At 54.2% G+C, this 19,337-nt stretch carries 13 protein-coding genes; 8 read left to right on the forward strand and 5 right to left on the reverse strand.

The features are described 5' to 3' along the window. The first annotated feature begins 370 nt into the window (after nt 1-370). From ACERJA_RS13395 to ACERJA_RS13405, 3 genes are all read left to right on the forward strand, one after another. Nucleotides 371-1,648, forward strand: a complete 1,278-nt coding sequence (locus ACERJA_RS13395) for an orc1/cdc6 family replication initiation protein (protein WP_373608765.1) — start codon at nt 371-373, stop codon at nt 1,646-1,648. Nucleotides 1,649-2,349: 701 nt separating this feature from the next. After that, nucleotides 2,350-3,339, forward strand: coding sequence for a ParA family protein (locus tag ACERJA_RS13400; RefSeq protein ID WP_373608767.1), 990 nt, complete (start codon nt 2,350-2,352; stop codon nt 3,337-3,339). Next, on the forward strand, nt 3,339-3,827 hold the full coding sequence (locus ACERJA_RS13405; RefSeq protein WP_373608768.1) for an acyl-CoA dehydrogenase: 489 nt from the start codon (nt 3,339-3,341) through the stop codon (nt 3,825-3,827). Before ACERJA_RS13400 ends, ACERJA_RS13405 begins: the two co-directional genes overlap by 1 nt. Before the next feature lie 465 nt (nt 3,828-4,292). Here the strand turns inward: ACERJA_RS13405 and ACERJA_RS13410 are convergent, their stop codons facing one another. The 5 genes from ACERJA_RS13410 to ACERJA_RS13430 form a co-directional block, all read right to left on the reverse strand. Further along, on the reverse strand, nt 4,293-4,511 hold the full coding sequence (locus tag ACERJA_RS13410; RefSeq protein ID WP_373608769.1) for a hypothetical protein: 219 nt from the start codon (nt 4,509-4,511) through the stop codon (nt 4,293-4,295). Between the two features lie 60 nt (nt 4,512-4,571). Continuing rightward, entirely contained in the window at nt 4,572-5,087 is a 516-nt protein-coding gene (locus ACERJA_RS13415; RefSeq protein WP_373608770.1) for a hypothetical protein, read from the reverse strand. Further along, a complete protein-coding gene (locus ACERJA_RS13420; RefSeq protein ID WP_373608771.1) occupies nt 5,084-7,561 on the reverse strand; it encodes a hypothetical protein in 2,478 nt (825 codons plus the stop codon). The genes ACERJA_RS13415 and ACERJA_RS13420 overlap by 4 nt, the downstream gene beginning before the upstream one ends. Next, complete coding sequence (locus tag ACERJA_RS13425; RefSeq protein WP_373608772.1) at nt 7,536-8,801, reverse strand: RNA-guided endonuclease InsQ/TnpB family protein; 1,266 nt, start codon at nt 8,799-8,801, stop codon at nt 7,536-7,538. The genes ACERJA_RS13420 and ACERJA_RS13425 overlap by 26 nt, the downstream gene beginning before the upstream one ends. Nucleotides 8,802-8,931: 130 nt before the next feature. Continuing rightward, nucleotides 8,932-11,001 carry a VWA domain-containing protein gene (locus tag ACERJA_RS13430; RefSeq protein WP_373608773.1) on the reverse strand — a complete coding sequence of 690 codons (2,070 nt, stop codon included), beginning with the start codon at nt 10,999-11,001 and terminating at the stop codon, nt 8,932-8,934. 1,093 nt (nt 11,002-12,094) lie between these two features. Between ACERJA_RS13430 and ACERJA_RS13435 the strand changes: the two genes are divergently transcribed. The 5 genes from ACERJA_RS13435 to ACERJA_RS13455 all read left to right on the forward strand — a co-directional run bounded on the left by ACERJA_RS13435 (nt 12,095) and on the right by ACERJA_RS13455 (nt 19,305). After that, nucleotides 12,095-13,324 carry an orc1/cdc6 family replication initiation protein gene (locus tag ACERJA_RS13435; RefSeq protein ID WP_373608774.1) on the forward strand — a complete coding sequence of 410 codons (1,230 nt, stop codon included), beginning with the start codon at nt 12,095-12,097 and terminating at the stop codon, nt 13,322-13,324. A 798-nt stretch (nt 13,325-14,122) separates the two neighbouring features. Further along, the gene (locus tag ACERJA_RS13440; protein ID WP_373608775.1) at nt 14,123-14,923 is read left to right on the forward strand and encodes an alpha/beta fold hydrolase; all 801 of its coding nucleotides are present in this window, start codon (nt 14,123-14,125) and stop codon (nt 14,921-14,923) included. A 307-nt stretch (nt 14,924-15,230) separates the two neighbouring features. Further along, a complete protein-coding gene (locus ACERJA_RS13445) occupies nt 15,231-16,700 on the forward strand; it encodes a short-chain fatty acid transporter (protein ID WP_373608776.1) in 1,470 nt (489 codons plus the stop codon). A gap of 274 nt (nt 16,701-16,974) precedes the next feature. After that, nucleotides 16,975-17,175 carry a hypothetical protein gene (locus tag ACERJA_RS13450; protein ID WP_373608777.1) on the forward strand — a complete coding sequence of 67 codons (201 nt, stop codon included), beginning with the start codon at nt 16,975-16,977 and terminating at the stop codon, nt 17,173-17,175. A 723-nt stretch (nt 17,176-17,898) separates the two neighbouring features. Further along, nucleotides 17,899-19,305, forward strand: a complete 1,407-nt coding sequence (locus tag ACERJA_RS13455; RefSeq protein WP_373608778.1) for a carotenoid oxygenase family protein — start codon at nt 17,899-17,901, stop codon at nt 19,303-19,305. The last annotated feature ends 32 nt before the right edge of the window (nt 19,306-19,337 follow it).

Here is a 19,337-nt window from a genome sequence, read left to right on the forward strand (position 1 = left end):
CACACTCGAGCAATCTCTCACAAACCCATCATTTTGAGACGAACTGTCCGTGGAACTGACCGGAAATTATCTGGATACACTCTTGATCAGGGGTGGTGCGAAATTCATGTCAATCATCCCTGCTTACTCACTCGCGGCTACCGCGGTTCGTCTCTTGAGATGAGAGAGAATCTGACAGCGCATTCACTCTGGATCAGGGGTGTACGGCGGAGTGGCGAAACTGATCCTCGTATCACTCGTGACCCACCTTTTCGTGCTCTACTGGTAATCTCCTGTGAAATGGATGCCAGCATCTGTTCTCATACCGATTTACACTCTTGTCGAGGTGGGGGAACGATTAAGTTCGGGGAGTACGCGCTATATCATATCGATGGCCGACGAACCGTCCCAACTTTCAGATTTCAACGATCGGTTTGAGGATCCGGCGGAGGACCCACTGTTCAATTTCGATGACGACGACGCCGAGTACGCGGATATCTTCGCTCGAAAAGAACTGCTCAAAGTCGGCCACGTTCCGGAGAGTGCCCGTATTGTCGGCCGCGACGATGAGATCGAAGCCGTCGCCGCCGAACTCAGACCGATTGTTCGCTCAGATCCACCTAACAACGTGATGATCTATGGCAAAACAGGGACTGGAAAGTCTCTCGTCGCTCGCCACGTTACCGAGCGCGCCCGCCGCGCGGCAGCATCGAACGGTGTTTCGGTCGGAGCGGTGTACGTGGACTGCGCTCAACACAACACGCAGACGCGTGTTGCCAGGACGGTTACCCGGTCGCTCAACGAGACTGAGAAGACCGACTTCGATATCCCGCGAGCTGGGATCGGCAGCGGTGAGTACTATGATTATCTCTGGGACATTCTCAACATCGCCTACGACTCTGTGATCATCGTCCTTGACGAGGTTGACCGGCTCGAGGACGATGACATTCTCATGCAACTTTCGCGCGCTCGCGAGTCAGGGAAAGCAGACTGCCATCTCGGCGTCATCGCTGTGAGCAACAAGATCGAGTATCGCGACCAACTCAATGAGCGAGTCAAGTCGAGTCTTCGAGAAGAAGAGTTCGTCTTCCAGCCCTACGACGCAAACCAGCTCCGAGAGATCATGATACATCGTCGTGACGCGTTCTGCGAAGGTGTTCTTTCTGATGACGTGATCCCACTGGCTGCAGCGTTGGCTGCCCAGGAACACGGTGACGCACGAAAAGCGATCGAGATTCTTCGACATGCCGGCGAACTCGCCGAGCGAGAAGACGTTGACACGGTCACTGAAAACCATATCCGTGATGCACAGGAGTGGGCGGAAGTCGACCGATTCGAAGAACTCCTGCGTGGTTCGACGACGCAGGTCAAGTTCATCCTGTACTCGCTTGCGCTGCTGACCAAAGAGAACCCAAACGAAGATGGCTTCTCGACAAGTCGGATCTATAATCGATACAAAGAAACCGCGACGAAAGTTGATACCAAGATCCTGAGCGAACATCGCGTCTACGAACTACTCAAAGAGCAAGCGTTTCTTGGTGTCGTCGAGTCCACGCGAACCGGTGGCGGACGTGGTGAGGGGAGTTATCTCGAGCACCGATTGGTGCAGGACACCGGTATCGTGTTGAAATCCGTCCTGCGCGATAGTCGACTCGAGGAGCTGACCTGACGACTCCCGCTCGGTCGCTTTCGGTCGGGACGGCACCCCTGGTCACGAGTGTATATCGAAGCATTTCTCATCGATCATTTCCCGACACAAAATGCGTCTACAGCAGTTTTCATACTGGATATGCTGCAAGCGGTAGCGCCCGTGGTTGACTGTTCTGGGACCCCCGATCGATCGAGTCATTGACCCCTCTCTGGTCATCCCGACCGGGTATTGTACGCTGAGAAGAATATAACGAAAGGGAATCTCACTTGAAGTCGTTGGTAGGGTAGTATCCGCGCTCGTTTCGTGCGCATCAGGGAGAAAGTTACAGACAACTATTACAGACATCTGTTACAGATGTTTGTTGGGATTTTGCACCGAGATCGCTCACCCAGGAGAGTCCTCACTGACCAATGTTACAGACAGCCGTGACAGATACTCGTTACAGACAACTCATAGAAGGACCATACGACCAGTATAGAAATCTATCAAATCCAGTATTCTTCGGATGTCGTTAGTCGGAAAACCACAAGACTGGACAGCCACAGATAGATGTTACAGATAAATCAAACAGATAAACGCCATGGATAAATTGAACAGATTATTATAACAGATTCTTGTAACGGATTTCTGTAATAGATGTCTGTAACAGATATCTGTACCGGATGTCTGTACTTTATGTCTGCCACAAATTTATGTATGTAGTGACTGTATTGACTTCTATGATAACAGCAGTCGTCTATTCCGAATCCGGCGGCACGTTCAAGACCACCACCACTGCAAACCTTGCAGTTGCCCTCGAGCGCATGGGTCTCGACGTCTGTGTGATCGACCTTGATCCTCAGGAAGGCAACCTTACGAGCCTATTCGATGTTGGTGAGCACCGAAGTGATCCCGATGCAGACAACGTCGTTAAGCATATCCTCGAGATGCCCGATGGGCCCTTCAAAGATCTCGTCGAGACATCTGAGGAAGGCGTCGACGTTATTCCAAGTCACGATATGCTCGGCGATTTCACGTCGAACCTCGAGCAGAAGATCGACTACGAGACGGGCATGAAGAATATGGACCGGGAGGACTTCCCGCGGTACGAACTCCTGTATGACCTGCTCTGGGACAAAGAGCAACTCCACGAGCAGTACGATGCCGTCTTGATCGATCCGAACGCCCGTGCTGAGGACCTGCTATACAACGCTATCTACGCGATGCGAACACTGGTTGCGCCGGTCAAGCCCGCCGGAAAGGGCAACCTTAGTCTCGGGGGTCTCGAGGAACTCGTGACGAATATGGAGCGTCGTCTGGATATTGAAGTCGGCCTCTCGTGTGTCGTTCCCTCTGGTGTTGGACAGACGAATGCTCACCAGCAGTACACCAAGCAGTTCGAAAACAACGAGTACTACCCAACGCCTGTCTCGATCCCTAATCGCGAGAGCCTCATGGACTCGATGTGGGAAGCCCGCGGGTCTGCGTTCAAAGTGCTCGAAGAACGCTGGAAAACCTTCGAACAAGACGGAGAGATGGTCAGCGAACCGGGTCAGCGTGGCGTTCGCGATCGTGAGCTCGAGACCGCACGAGATCTCTACTCCCTCGCCGCGTTCATTGCGACCGAAACGTTCGACATCGATGTCGATACCGAACTCGTCCTCGAGATCGACGGCTACGGCGAAGAGCGGTTCGATGTGGGAGACCTCGAACGTGAGGTGACGGCCTAATGCCCATGAAACGAGGATCTGGAAACCTGGATTTTGGGTCAGGAGAAGCCAGTGGTGACGAGGACGCCGAGAGTGAGACCGAGAATCAAGACAAATCGACACAGGACACTGGCTCAGAGCCGGATCGGCCAGTGACCCAATCGCCACCAGCAGAATCAGAGCCAGAGCCAGCGAGCACGGATGATCCCGACGAAGATAGCAGTGTGGCAGAGGCTGAAGACAACGAGAATGGAGGCGACCAGGAGCAGTTCCCCTATTTCGTCCGTCGAAACAACGTCGGTGACGAACGAGATGACCGAATCGAAGTTCATCTTCGCAAATCAGTTCATAGTCAAGAGTCCGCGTTCCGCAACCAACTCGCCGATGAGCTTGGAACCGAAGAAGTGTCAAAGACTGACGCTCGAGAGTTCGCTCTAAAGTTTGCGTTTGAAAATCCAGAGGGTGTCGCCGAACTCATGCGTGAGGAAGGATTCGGTTTGATCGATTGAGTTCCACACCGCATACAAATTCTCACTCTCGTTTGCACACCAGAAATCTATTCTGGCTTGTATGGTAGATATCTGTCACAGATGTCTGTAACAGACACTTGTTACAGATCATTCGCGTGGATTCCGAATATCGGGAGTTCCTCAATATGATCAGTGATCGGGTAGTCAGTGGGCCAGCACTGGAGCGGGTTTGGATGCTTGTTAATCGAGGTTGGAGATCAGTTCGGCCGGTGCAGTGAGTTCGACCCGAGTGCCGCTGAGCGAGCGTGCCGACAGCCGGGACTTAAGTTCGACCATCTCAGCCTCAGAATCAGTGTTTTCCAAACCGTGAGTAGGAAGCTGATCCGCCCCGCTACCGTTCCACGCGGATATGCGTATCGGCGCAGACACCACAGCATACCAGCGATATCTGCTTGGCGACGATGCGATGTATCCGTCGGTTGGCTCCTATGCAGGCGGCTTTGGTTACGACTCTCCTGCAACGATATCGATCCGATCGATTCCCAGATCGGCCAGCGTCTCGTCGAAGAGGTGGCTCCCTCGTTGTTCCTGCTGGATCACGAGCTTTCGTTCGACTGCTCCCCGCTCCCGTGCCGTTTCGAGCGTTTCGGCCAGTTGATTCTGCTCGTCGTCGCTGACTCCATCGACCCACTTATCCGAGAGCAACTGACCGGCCTCGGTCATCAGGAGGTCATCGACAATCGCTTCCAGATCGTCGGGATGTTTGATTAACGCTCCTAGGGACTATCCTCCACTCCCGGTTAGAGTATCGATCTTCTCGCGTATTTGCTCGACCGTTTCATGATTCTGGAGATCGGGATTGATCTTGGTGATTTTCTGATAAAATTCTCGAGAGAGTTCGACCACTGCTTCTTCCCAAGCCTGTTGTGTCACTACTGTAGTCCGAGAAATGTCTAATCGATTCTTTGGACTTTTTGCACCTTTCAATGTGTGGCAGGCTGCGATTTCGACAGTGCTCTCATCGCATTTAGCGATCGATAACCACGAAGGTCCATCATCAAAAGTGATGATCCCTCTATCATTAGAACGAATTGATTCTATGGAATCCAACAAATCAAGCACGACGATACAGGCAGAACCCGTCACAATACCACGTGAACCACCATAGATGTCTTCACCAGCAGCTGACAATGACATATCTATCCAACGGTCGGGACTACCCTTGGAAACATGTTCTCGGTATTGTTGATTGTAGTGGAATTTTATTTCCACGTTAGTATGTTGGTCAGGGGAAGTCATGTTGTATCGACAAAACCTCCTTGTCCATCATTTAGGTCAGACACCCATCTCTTTACCGCACTTCCAGAGTTCGGATAAGCGGTCTCAACAGTTCCATCTGACAGCACTAAGACCTGCATGTCGTCGATTCCACTATTTGGATAGCCCGCGTCTATCGGTTCGAAATAATATCTTGTCTTTTGTCCCTGCTGGGTTGGTGTACCCCTTTTGATCGCATTGTACGTCATATCTATGACCTCATTTTGTGAGATTGTATTCGGCATTCTCTCTCCTTTCACTTCTTTTCCAGTTGGGAAAATGCTAGTTGCATCTTTCTCATCAATCTTCTGTGTTCCTCTAATATGCCTTGCTTCGATATGTGTCCATCCTTCGTCAAGATCCCCATTTTCGAGCCATCGAACCTGTGACGAGCCACTCTCGTCTGGCCCTCTGGCTATCAGTCGCGTCTCAGACACGTCTCCATTCCGGGCGACATGTACAAAATCACTCGCCTCGAGATCCGGATCGATATTCCGATGCGAAGCCGGATTCGCATGCCAGTCGACGAGCCGGTTTATTGACGCCTGATCCTGATCAAGCAACCGGCGCACATCTTCCACAGTGTCGAGTTCGTTGACGAATGTCCGCGTCGCACTCGCGTCTTGACTCTTCGAGATCCGTGCGCCCAGCGTCGCCTGTTCACTCGAAGAGAGGTCATCGACGTGGCGCAGTCCCTCAATCTCGCCAATCGCCCGCTGTACTCCACCAGCAGTTTCAATGCCGTGGTCCTCCCGAAGCTGTCGCGTGACGACCGGGGCGTCGATGTTTGGATTCCCGCCGTCAGAGACGATTCGATAGGTGATCTTGCCTGTTTTTGTCTCCGGATTGTCGATCTGGCGAAGTCCCTGTGCGGCGTCGAAGTTGTCGCCAGCATCGTCGAGCACTCGCCGCAGGTCGTCGTCACTGGAAGCCCCTCGCAGCGCTCCCTTGGAACCGATCACTGTCTCAACGATGACGAACGTGGAGTATCCCTCGTACCAGCCGGCCGCGAACTGGCAGTACTCAGAGGCTACCGAGCCGTCGATGTGTTGATCGATACAGTGTTCGATGTCGTCAGTGGCCGTGTCGGTCGGCTGTGCTTCGGGATTGTCCCGGGCCTGTGTCTGATGGGTGTCCGCACCCATGTTGCGAGCGATGTCGATCCAGAACTCGGTTTCGGATCCGGGTTCGGGATCTTCTTGTGCTGCCATGTACTCCTCGGAGAACCCGGCGATCGCCTCACCCAGTTGCTCGGTATCACCGACGAGCAGGCGAACGAAATCGGGAAGCTCCGCCCCTGCGTGAGCGAGCCCCGATACCCGTCCCAGATCGCGCTGACTGGTCAGCGGCGCCTGTGTAGCGAGCCGTCCAGCAATCGATCGCTCGGAGCTGACAATCTTGCTGCCGGTGTTGACGACCTCGTCCTCAGCTGTGACATCGGTTTCTGCTCCACGGAACTCCGTGAGAATCCGTTCGCCTTCACCGTAGAACGAGATGTTGTCTTCTCGAACCTGCGACACCGACGCGTAGGTTTCCGAGAACTCGGTGACACCGGACTGGCGGAGTTCGACACGATCAATCCCGAGCGAGTCGACGACCAGGATGTCGAATTCGTAGAGATAGCCGGGTCGATCCGCATCGACCGGTGTGTCCCAGTCGCGGGGGTCCTCGAATCCGATATCGAATTCTCCGTCGCTGTCCACGCTGATATCCCCTTTCGTCCAGCTGCGGTCCGAGCCGATTAACGACACGTCTGGAGGGTCCGTGGAGAACACCGTCGGGTCCTCGTGTGGACGTTCGAGTGCCTCGGTGTCGGAGATGCCATCGGCGACCGTTGTCGTCTGTTCGGGATCAATTCCGAGAGCACGTTCTTCGGTGTCGCTCAGTCCATCACCACTAGTATCGGACACCAGCGGATTCGCAGACACGGTCCGCGATTCGAAATACGAAGACGGGTCCCGATTGGAAACAAAATCATCTGGCTCCATCAACTCCTGAGCATCCGACGGATCGTCGACGACTTCGATTTCCCATCCACCGAGCTGTTCGGCGTCGGTCAACCCATCACCGGTCGTATCGACCCGTGCTGGGTGGTGCTCGGCGTAGGTGACCTGTGCGGTGAGTTTCGTCTCGTTGTTTTCCTCGTGGATACGGTAGTTGATGTCGACTGTCTCATTGTCGGCAATCCCATCACCGCTGGTGTCCAGCGCGATCGGATCGAGCTCCAGCGACTCGCCCACAATGCCGGGTTCACCGGTCGGCATCGTGAGGTCCATTTCGGCGACTCGATCGGGAATGCCATCGCCGTTCGTATCGTTCAGCTGAACACTGGTCTCGTTCTCCGCGACGCGTTCAAACGTGTCGGGTAGATCCTCCGAATCCTCGACTTGGTGAACCACCTCGGGGTCGAGCCCCGAGGCTTCCCGTGGGTTACTCGGACACTCCCACACGACCATCGGCCTGATAACCTCGAACGGTCGGGTGGGTCACGGTCGGCTGGTTCACACAGCCCGATGCCTGCCGTCGCAGTTTCCGAACAGTCGGCAACGTGTTGAGAGCAGGCACATTTCGATTCAACGATTCCAATCCTTTCTTCGCAATATTTACTGCCGCGTTCCGGTCAGCATGGTCTTGCCGACCACACGCGTTACACTTGAACCGTTTCTTCCGACGATTCGACCGAGCTGTATGCTCACACCCAGTAAAAGAACACATCTGACTGGTGTAAGCCGGGTCGATGTCATCGCTTGGAATCCCTTCGAAAGCCGCTTTGTACGCGACGAACGAACGGAGCTTGTGAAACGGTAGTGAGTGCAACCGACGATTCATCCGAGTGCCGTAATCAATCGAGTCTCGCATATGCTTGAGGTCTTCAAACACAACGAGCGGCGACTCGAATTGCTGAACCCACTCCACGATTCGTCGGGAGACTTGGTGGAGTTTGTCGTGAACGTAGCGTTCCTCCTTGTCCTCGAACACACGGTCGAACGCTGTCTGGCCAGCGTTTTGCATCCGCTTCCGCATCGTGAAGTACCGATGACGCTCTTGCTTGATTTCAGGATAGTCGATGACCACCGAATCAACGAAGTCGTCTTCACGAAGTGCGGCGAGTGCTACGCAGTCCTCGTTGATGTCCACACCAACGACGGTCTGAGCGTCCATTTTGTCCTGAACAGTGGCTTCGAGGTGAGTAACGTTGACGTGGAGTTCGTGGTTGCCGTTGCGCTTCATCGCTTCGGCGGTTCCTACTTGCCATTCGTCACTTTCGAGGGCTTGTTCGAGGAGTTCGAGGTTGTCTGGTGCGCCACGAAGTGTGCCTTTCACGGGGTTGTACGGTTTGGCACTGATTCGGTAGTGTATCCTGTCGTCTTTGAGGGTGAGGTTGTATCCTTCGGTGAAGTTCATTCGCAACGGGTATGGCCCGGTCTTTTCGTGACTGGGTGTGTTGTAGTCGTCGCGGTCGTAAGACTGCTGAAGTGCTTCGAGTGCTTTGGCGACGATACGTTGCGTCGTGTTCTTCACAAGGTCAGCTTCGTCTTCAAGACGTGGCGAGATGTCGTCCCAGTCCGCCCCGTCTTTCGCTAATTGGATTGTCTGGTTGAACACCCATCGCGCTTCGTGGTACGCTTCGGAAAGAAGTCGCTCATCACCGGATTGGAGTTGGAAGACAAGTGTCTTCGTGAGCGACTTTTCCATACTGTTTTCGACGGACTACGGTGTTGTAAAGGTATGGATTAGAGTTGATAGGTCAGGCGTTGCCGGCTTCACCCTCGGGGTCAAGCCCCGAGGCACTCGCCTTGAACCGCCTGTAGAAATCACCATTTGCTTAGCCCGCGATCGCACGGAGTTCATCCTCGTCGATACCGCTTCCCAGCCCGACGGTGCTGATGTCGATGTCTTTTTCGGCGGCGTCGCTCGCGACACCGACCGGGTTGGGGCCGCGGTTGGTGCCACCATCGGCAAGCAGGATAATCGTCTGCGAGCGGTTCTCCCAGCCGTTTGCCTCGAGTTCGTCGATTCCGTCCCGAAGTCCGGAACCGGTGTTCGTCAATCCGCCAGCAGAGAGCGATTCGATACTGCTATTGAGCGCGTCGTGATCGGTCGTCAGTCCCTCGACCAGTGTTGACGACGACGAGAACGCGACGAGCGCACCCCGTTCGTCGTCCTCGAACGCGCCGACGAACCGCTGGGCGGCCTTGCGTGCGTTGACGATCCGACTGCCGCTCATCGAACCGCTGACGTCGATCACGAACACGAAGTCCGATTTCTCTATCTGACTACCGTCACCGACATCGCCGTCGGTTTCGTTCCCGTCGAGCGTGATCGTATCGCTTGTTTCGTCCTCCCAGTCGTCGATCCAGAACACCGAAAAGAACGAAAAACCATCGACGTCAGCTGTCGCAACGCCGGCGTCGCGATCGATCTCGGTCTCGACTGGTGTCCAGGGCTCCTCACTGTGGGGGTCCCACGTCATCACCGAGAGGTTCCCCTCCCGATCAAGGGCTCCCTCGTCGATCGGAATCTCGACGGTCGCCTCGTCAATCGGCGTCTCGTTGGTGATCCGAACCATCGGACCCGCACGGTATGGATCGTCTGTCTCCGGCGTCTCGTCGCTCACTGAGAGAGTGGTCTCGTGGAGGCCATCACCGGCAGCGTTGACGCTAACACCCGATGACTCGTTCGCAACCTCGACTTCCTGATACTCGTCGGGTGCCGGGAGATCCGGGATGACGTCATCCAAATCGACGATGATCTCCGTAGTTGCCTCGACCGATCGGTTGCTATCGGCGTCGTGTGTCGCGGTTACCGTCGCCGTAATGTTCTCCGGCTCGGGTCTGACGTCGACAAGTGTCATGCCGGTCGCAGTCGAGTCAGCAGATTCGCCCGCAATCAACGAAATGTCGTCAGCTTCGCCGTCGCCGTCGATCGTCACGTTGGCCTCGTCGTAGGCGTACGGACGAACGTCGGAGAGCGTCGCACGGAGCGGAACGACGATCGTGTCGTTGCGCTCGAAGGCCTGGCTCTGGGAAAGCGAGAGGGTCGGCTCGGTGTTGTCTTCGACCGTATCAAGTGCTCGCTCGCCGTGTTTCCAGGCGTTCTCGAGGTGTGTCAACGCGTTCGCGCGATCGGACGGACTGCCGGAGTGAGCCGTGCCCTGTCCTTGGCCAGATGAGTCAGCCGAGACGGTCTCGTCGGCCCGGTCGAGCGCGTCGACGGCGTTGCCAAGCGCGCTCTCGGCTGACTGGCGCTGACCCGGATTACGGAACTCGTCGTCGTTCGCGACGACAACCTTCTGTGCGTCAGTGACGGTGAGCCGCGCGCTCCGATCGCTCGCCGCGTACAGCTCCCGGCTGATCTCTTCGACGATTGTCTCGTTGTCTCCGTCGACAGCATCGTGGAGATCCGCAAGCGATCGCTGTGCGTCGTCAACGTGCGCAAATGCTGCCTGGGAGTCGACGTACTCAAACTGCCGATACTCACCGAGCGATGCGTTGAGCGACTCGACGGTCTCGTTTGCAGCCGTCGACGCGGCTTCGTCTTTGAGATCGAGTTCATCAAGCCGCTCGGTCGCGTTCAGGACCGCTTCGATCGACGTGTTTGCCTCGAGCTCAGGTACCGTGACGTTCACGTCGCCGCGATCGTGACCGGGTGGACCGTTTCTCTCATCCTGTTCTGGTGGCCCGTCATCAGCGTGACCCGGTGGCCCACCGCCGGTCTGTCCAGGTGGTCCATCGGCTTGCCCATGACCCACCGGCATCTGGGCTGTAGCGCTATTCTGTCGGTCGTTCGCCGCGTCCACACCCGGCCCAGTTGCGAGTGCGGGCATGGCGATCATCGATGTCGCCATGAGCACAGCGAAGAACACTGCACCTATTTTCTTTTTAGTGTAACCCATAACAGATAATTCTACAAACATTATTTAAATCTTATTGCCGACATTATGGGCCTGAATAGAGGTCAACTCAGAATAGTAGGCTCTGGTGAACCGCAAGATGGCTCCGACTTGATCCGTCAGAACGGGGTCGAAGTGGGAAACAGCAGATGACTCATGTCCAAAAACTCCCGTATCGGGAGTTTTGTAAAATCATCCTGACAATGCCCACACACCCCGGGTGTCGAGTGTAAACCTGCGAGATTGAATAGTAGAATTTTCCTCTGGGGTGTTAAGAAAAGGAGATTATGCTGGAATTTGATGTGCTCTCAGTCTAAAGATAGATAACAACGGAGAAATCATGTGAGCAAACCCACGAACAATCTCATGAACTTATGGATTGATTACACTTTTCGAGAGTATATAAAGAGACAACTAGCTTTGATTTTCAATTACAGCTTCTCGACTCACGTATAGCATTTTCACTTCTGTAATACTGCCGAAACAATAAAATATATAAATAGTTTCTAGATAGTAGTAGTAGAGTACCGTGAAATCTTGAGTACAGTTATTGTTTAGCACCTCTATTGTAGGAATTCCCTCCTCAAGAGTCCATACCTGATTGCCCTCGAGAGAACTAGCTACCCACTATTTCGTCAGTTTACACTCGACACCCGGGGTGTGTGTGTTCTCGAGATCATTGAGGTGTACGTGACCTCAGATCTTGAGTCATCATGAGTGATCGGGGTTTGGTTTGAATACTCATTTCAGACGCGTTCGCTCGAGTCGCCGGATTCGAATAGCGTACCGGCGTAGCCACGATTCAGCAGTGATGCAGACCACTCTTGGTGACTCACACACATGTCAACTGATGCACTCGACGACCGGTGTGGGACATTGACCAAATCATATCAGACAATACACTCGACACCCGGGGCTGGACCGCCTCTCCTCGTTTAATAGCAACGGTCATTTTTATTCTCGTCTAGAATACCTCTATCCCTTTTTTCCGGGCAGATACACTCGACGGCCGGTGTGGGGAGAGCACGTAGATTTATATATGGCACCGACCGTCGTGTGTAACAATGAAGTGGACTTTCGGGGGTCGACTACCAAGATGAGCGACGAGGCACAGAGTTCTCTTGATTCGATTTGGCAGAGTGAAGATCCGATTTTCACGAACAAGGAACTTCTTGACATCGAACACATTCCGGACGAGGAGCGGATCATTGGTCGCGACGATGAAATCTCGAACCTTGCAAACGGTATCCATCCAGCAATTCGAGGGGGCAAGCCGCGGAATACGATAATTTACGGTAAAACGGGGACTGGAAAGAGCTTAGTCGCCAAACACGTTACTCAGAGTGCCGAACGTTTCGCTCAAAAGGAGGGGACACACCTAGCTCGAGCGTATATTGACTGCACACAGACAACGACAGAAACGCAAGTCGTAATAAAACTTGCACGGTCGTTCAACGACTCAGAAAAAACAGACATTTCTGTGCCACTCTCTGGGCTATCTACAAACGCGTACTACGATCGGCTCTGGAATGTTCTTGATACTCTGCACGATGTCGTCATCATCATCCTCGACGAAATAGATAAACTCCAGGAGAACAACGTGCTAATGCAGCTTTCTCGAGCCGGGGAGGCTGGTAAACTCGAGTCGTGCAAAGTCGGGATAGTCGCTATTAGTAACAAGATTTCTTTCAAGGACAGCCTCGATGAACGAGTCCTCAGTAGTTTGCAGGAACGTGAGTTTATTTTCCCACCATACGATGCAAATCAGTTGCGTGAAATTATGCGTCATCGAGAAGACGCATTCCACGAGGGCGTTATCAGTGATGAGGTGATCCCACTGGCGGCCGCGTTCGCCGCACAGGAACACGGCGATGCTCGAAAGGCACTTGACATTCTTCGAAACGCAGGTGAGCTTGCTAAGGACGATGGTAGTGATCTGGTTCTTGAAGAGCACGTCAGAGATGCCCGTGAGCAGGCGGATATCGATCGATTCTCGAAGTTGCTTCAAGACCAGCCGACTCAGTCAAAAGCAGCGGTCTATGCGCTCTCATTGCTTGCAGACGGACAGAAGCAAGAGGAGTTCTCCACTCGTGAGATCTACGAGCAGTACGAACAGCTCACCAAGACGCTTGACATAGATGCACTCTCTCAGCGTCGGATGGCTGACAGACTGAATGAACAGGCATTCCTCGATATTTTGGGGATTACAGATCGTGTTGGTCGTGGACGTGGCAAGGGGATGACGAACTTCTATTACTTGCTCGAGGATCCAGAGGTTGTACAGACCGCTATCGGGTCAGATCAGCGTTTTTCTGATGTAGAATGATAGATTCACGCTAGAGTAGTATCTTTATTTTACACTCGACACCTGGTGTCCTCTACCCCTGAGTTCAACAGGTCGTTTCTCTTGTGAGGGCATCTTGTTTGTTAGAGTCTCTGATTGGCTTTTTCGAAGGTTTACACTCGACGCCTGGGGTGACGTAATTCGCGTGAGAGAGCTTGTGTGAATGAATACACACGACACTTGCGGTGGGAGAGACGACTCGCCGAACTTGCCGATTTGCGCCTCACGCCTGTTGATGCACAAAAGCGCTGCTTAGAACCTGCTGCCTGGATCTTTTTCAGACGCTATCGTATTTGCTTACTGAGCGTCGAACACTCTGCTGTGAAGTACCTCGGGGGCAAGCCCCGAGGCTTCACCGTTTTGTCCGTGCCGTCCAGAAACGGACGGTCGGACGCAGGCGAATGTAATTCCCCTCGACCTTCCCCTGAACGGGGTCGGTTGGAATTAACACCCGAACACGCTGTTCGTGTCCGTGAGGGTCGGTCGCTCCACCACGACCCGACAACTCCCGTCGCACCTATCATAACGACAGGATTTTGAGAGGAGCCGCATTTCCAAACCGTCGAACGACCGCTTCACATTAAGGTCTTTAATGTCCGTCACGGTCGTTACCCTTTGCTACGTCGTGTGGTTCGATAAATCTCCCGACGGGCTTCACCCTCGGGGTCAAGTCCGGAGGCACTCGCCCTGTTCCGCCTGTAGACCGTTATTCCTATCTTGGTAACTTTCTCCCTTGACGCCCCATGTGGTTATTTGCCACTCCTCGTCTTCCGTCGTAGTATGCCCTACTTCTCAACCACCGATAACGTCGAGCTCTACTACGAGGACAAAGGGGACGGGGACCCAGTCGTCTTCCTCCATGGCTGGACTTGCAATAGGCACTTCTTCAGCGAGCAAATCAGCGCTCTTCGGGAAGAGTATCGCGTCATCTCACTGGATCTCCGGGGGCACGGCGATTCCGGCCATCCGCAGCAGGGACTCACGTTGGAACGGCTAGCGACTGATGTCGACGAAATCACAAGCTATCTAGGCCTCTCGCCGGTGTCGTTCGTTGGGTGGTCGATGGGCGCTCACGTCATCTTCGAGTACGTCGAACAGTTTGGGTGCGACAATCTCGAGCGGCTCGTCCTCATCGACATGTCGCCAAAACTTCTGACCGACGACGAATGGGATCTCGGCCTCTATGGCGAGTTCAGTCACGAGGAGAACCTCGAGACGATTGGGCTGTTCACACCCTCCTGGGACCGCGTTGCCGGAGACATCTTCCGTGATCTCCTCGATAAGCTGTCCGACGAGCAACTCGAGTGGGTGATCCAAGAGAGCGAGAAGACGCCGACCAACACGGCGGTCAATCTCTGGGTGGCCATGGTGACGAACGATTACCGGGAAACGTTGCCCGGGATCGACGTGCCGACGCTTGTCACGTACGGCGAGGAGAGCAATCTCTACGCACCGGAGACAGCCGAATTCATGACTGATCAGATCCCGGACTCGGAACTGGTTGGGTTTTCGGACGTCGGGCACGGCGTTCCGCTCGGGGCGCCGGAGGAGTTGACTGAGGAACTCGAGGCGTTCCTCTGACAAATTGGTATCCGGAATACGACACTGTCTGGACCGAATCGTGCATTCGCGGTGTACTTCCACACACTACTGGCTGTCAACTTCTGTGCGTGGTCACACGAGAGTTGCACCAGCTGATCCAGCGACCGATTTCGCGCACTCGAGTTGATCGCTGAATCGTTTGTCAGTTGCATCACCCTTCAGAACTCCAGGAAAGAACAGCGCGAGCACCTTGTGAAGCTTTGTCACTGCAACTTTTTTTAACTGGTAGTATTTTTACAACTATTTCCCCAAATCTTACATAAGATGGCTGAGTTGGTGCGTGTGCATGTCAAGTAATGACATTCAGGGCTCAGCAATTGAACGGCTGGGGATACGTATTGCAAATTCCGTTGAACGGTGGATGCCAAGTCCGTTCCTCTTTGCCATTTTGCTCACGTATCTCGTATTTTTCGCCGCACTGGTTCTCGGCGAATTAGGAATCATTGAGCAAGCGGAAGGAGGAACAGCAGGGCCGCTAGGGCTCGTTGACCACTGGTTTGACGGCTTTTGGGATTTCCTCGCATTTGCAATGCAGATGACAGTCATTCTTATGACTGGCTTTGCACTTGCCTACCATCCGCGAGCGAACGCTATACTCGTTCGCCTTGCGGATATTCCGTCTACACCCCCGCAGGCGGTTGTGTTTGTTGCCATCTTTTCGATGGCCATTGCATGGATTCACTGGGGTTTTAGCCTCATTCTGGGCGCTATCTTTGCCCGTGAGATGGGGAAAGTCGCCTACGAAAAAGGCATTGACGTCCATTATCCGCTACTCGCAGTGTCGGGCTACATGGGTCTGGGTCTTACGTGGCACTGGGGGCTGTCAGGGTCCGGACCACTGTTGCTCACTGATGCAGCGTCAGTCGGTGAAGGGACTGTATTTGATATGCTTCCAGACGATGGTATCCCAATCACAGAGACGATCGCTCATGGGTATGGTATCACGCTGACAATCCTTTCAATCATCTTTGCATCTCTCGTCTTGTATCTAATTACACCATCTGGCGAGCAAGCCCGTGGCATCACGGAATACATTCCAGAAAGCGAACTCTTTGGCCAGGAAACAGATGGTGGTGAAGAAATTGAACAATCAGACAACGAGAAAAAGACTCCGGCAGAGCGAATTGATAATAGCCTGGTTCTCGGTGGAATTATCGGACTGACCGGGTTTGTGTACGTCTTCTACATGCTCGTAACGGATGGTCTTGCTGCATGGGACCTCAATGTCATCAACTTCGGCTTCCTTATGGCAGGTGTGTTGGTCTGGACGAACCCGTCTGCATACCGAGATAAGTTTGGCGAAGCGGCGACTGCCGCTGCGGGAATCATTCTGCTGTTCCCATTTTTCGCCGGCATTCAGGGGATAATGGCTGGGTCCGGTCTTGCGACGTATATTGCAGAAGTTCTCATTGATGCATCCACTGCTCAGACGTTCCCAATAATCGCGTGGGTCACTGCTGCAATCACGAACGCGTTCATTCCGTCTGGTGGTGGTCAGTGGCTGGTTCTGGGTCCGCCGTTGATGGAGGCCGCAGATGGGCTGGGTGTCGAATTCGGCCACGCCGCAATGGCGTATGCAGTTGGTGACGCACACACGAACTTGCTTAATCCATTCTGGGCTATCCCGCTTCTCGCCATTACGCGCATCAAAGCCCGTGAAATGTTTGGCTACGCTATCGTTATGCTGCTTGCACTGATTCCATTCCTCGCAATCATGCTGTTCTTCTTGCCGTACGACGCGCTGGCTATCTTCTGATCGTAGCCTCCACCCCTCCCTATTGTTGAGAACGAACATGTTCCGTGTCTATACGTGAGTTGTTGTCGCTGCCTGCTTTGTCGGCAGCTTTGTCGCCTTCGATCTTTCGTACTCGTTTGGAGTTTTTTGAGGAGATACGTACGGAGTTTGGCTACTCACGGTTATTTCGGGAGTCGAAGTCATCTCTGGTGTGATATGTATCTTTCTCGCGGACAGGTTTGCAAAACCACGGATGACCGAATAGCATAACACACTTGAAAACATACCCCACAGTATGGAAGATCTGAGCACTGTCGAGGTCGGGGACACCGTCGAGGACTTGCAAGACAACAATAGCAAATATCGGGTTGTCGAGAAAGAAACATCATCTGTTGGGAAAATTAACGCTGTTATTGTTGAACGCATTGATGGCGAAGGGGAGGGGAAACGTCTCAGAATTCCCCAAACAGAGTGGGGCGATACGTGGACGGCCTGAATGGCCTCTACAGGCGGAGCAGGACGAGTGCCTCGGGGTCGTTCGGAAGATCGAAGATCTTCCGTGATCAAACGAATCTAAAAGGACTCGCCGGCCTCGCGGGATCTTCGATCCCGCTTAGTGACGAGACGCTCCGCGTCTCGAACCACTTGACCTCGAGGTGGTTCACCAGCGGGACAGTCAAGAAGTCAGCTCGCTTCAGCACCTGGTGGTACTCAGAACGAGTTGAGCTTTCTCGCTATTGCTAGAACGAGGATGAGTGATTAGCGAATACGGTGGTAACTGCACCAGAATATAAAGCGACGTAGTTCGAGATATGCAGTAACATACCGCACTATAACTCACAAGCACAATCTCAAACATCTCGCTTCTCAACTTGATATTGACCTTGACAAGGAAACGCTCCGGGACTACAGTGACACCCTCGTCCGCGGTAAACGACGGGGCTTCCACCACAGGTGGAACACTCAGTCGCAGACTGAGTTGAGACTTCTGCGCGTGGCCACACAGGAGTTGCACCAGCTGATCCAGCGACCGCTTTCGCGCACTCGAGTTTGTGGATCTCCCTAACGGAGAAAAGAACATCCGGGGAGGATATTTGATCGACGATCAACTCACGAAATCCAACGGTCGATGCCCAAGTCTCTGACTTCGTGAGACCGATCGGATCACGCGATCCGGATTGTCATGCACGAAGGATTGATTGCTGTTTCGCCCGAATCTATGGCTGTGACAGTATCCGGCGCCGGCTTTCACTCGCTGACCACGGAAGTCCACGACCATCGCCCGACGGTCGAGGGCTCCATCCCCGACTGGCTCTCTGGAACGCTGATTCGCAACGGTCCCGCCTGCTTCGAGGTCGGTGATCGCCGCGTCAACCACTGGTTCGACGGTCTAGCGATGCTCCGCCGTTACGCCTTCGACGACGGCTCGCTCCGCTACTCGAACCGGTTTCTCCGTACCGATGCCTACGCAGAGGCAATGGACGGTCGGTTGACCGGCCAGTTCGGCACTGACACGCGTGGCTGGCGTCGTCTTCTCGAGACCGTAACCTCACTGGGGATCCCCGATCCGACCGACAACGCAAACGTTCACGTCGCCCGTATCGACGGTGAATACGTCGCACTCACCGAGGCTCCGCGCCGGATCGCCTTCGATCCTGAGACGCTCGAGACACGCGGACACTTTCGATTCCACGACGACCTGCCCGAACACATCACGACTGCACATTTCGTCGACGACCCTCACCAGAACGAACTGGTCGGCTTCGCCACGCAGTTCGGTCGGACACCACAGTATCACCTCTACCGTCTCCCGGCTGGGAGTCGCACGCGAGAGGGAATCGCCTCCATCGACGCGAATGGCCCGGCGTATATCCACGACTGTAGCGTCACCGCCAACCACGTCATTATCGTGGAGTCGCCGCTCATCCTGTCGGTGTTTCGGGCATTGAATCCGTTTGCTGAGGGTGCGATCGACATGCTTGATTGGCAGCCAGAACGCGACACACGCGTGCTCGTGGTCGACCGGAATACCGGCGACATTGTGGCCGATCCGACGTTCGAGTCGGCCTTCACCTTCCATCATGTCAATGCCTACGTCGACGGTGGGACGATCGTCCTTGACCTCGTGGAGTTCCCGAACGGCGACATCGTCGACACCATGTCGCTGTCCGAACTTGACGACGGATTCCCAAGCGTGCCCGATGCCCACCTAATGCGGTACCGTATCAACCCCGACTCGAATACGATCTGCCGGACGCGACTCTACGATGGTGCAATGGAGATGCCACGCGTCGCCCGCTCAGTCATCGGTCGACGCCACCGCTACGCGTACGGGCAGGCGACCGACCGCACAGGGGCAAACGGACTTGTCAAAGTGGATTGTGAGACAGGCACCGCCAGAGAGTGGTGGAAGCGATCGGTTTACATTGAGGAACCAATTCCCGTCCAGCATCCTGATGCCGATACCGAAGACGATGGAGTTGTGCTTGTGACGGCGCTGAACCTCCAACGTGAGCGGACTGAACTCATGATCTTTGATGCAGCAACGCTAGATGTCCAGGCACGGGCCATTCTTCCACACGCGGAACCTTTCGGCTTCCACGGCCGTTTCTTCCAGAATGTGTAGTTCAGAGACGGTGTGATCGTCGGCGAAGTGGC

Origin of the sequence: Natronorubrum sp. A-ect3 (genome assembly GCF_041821125.1) — an archaeon.
Lineage (GTDB): Archaea > Halobacteriota > Halobacteria > Halobacteriales > Natrialbaceae > Natronorubrum > Natronorubrum bangense.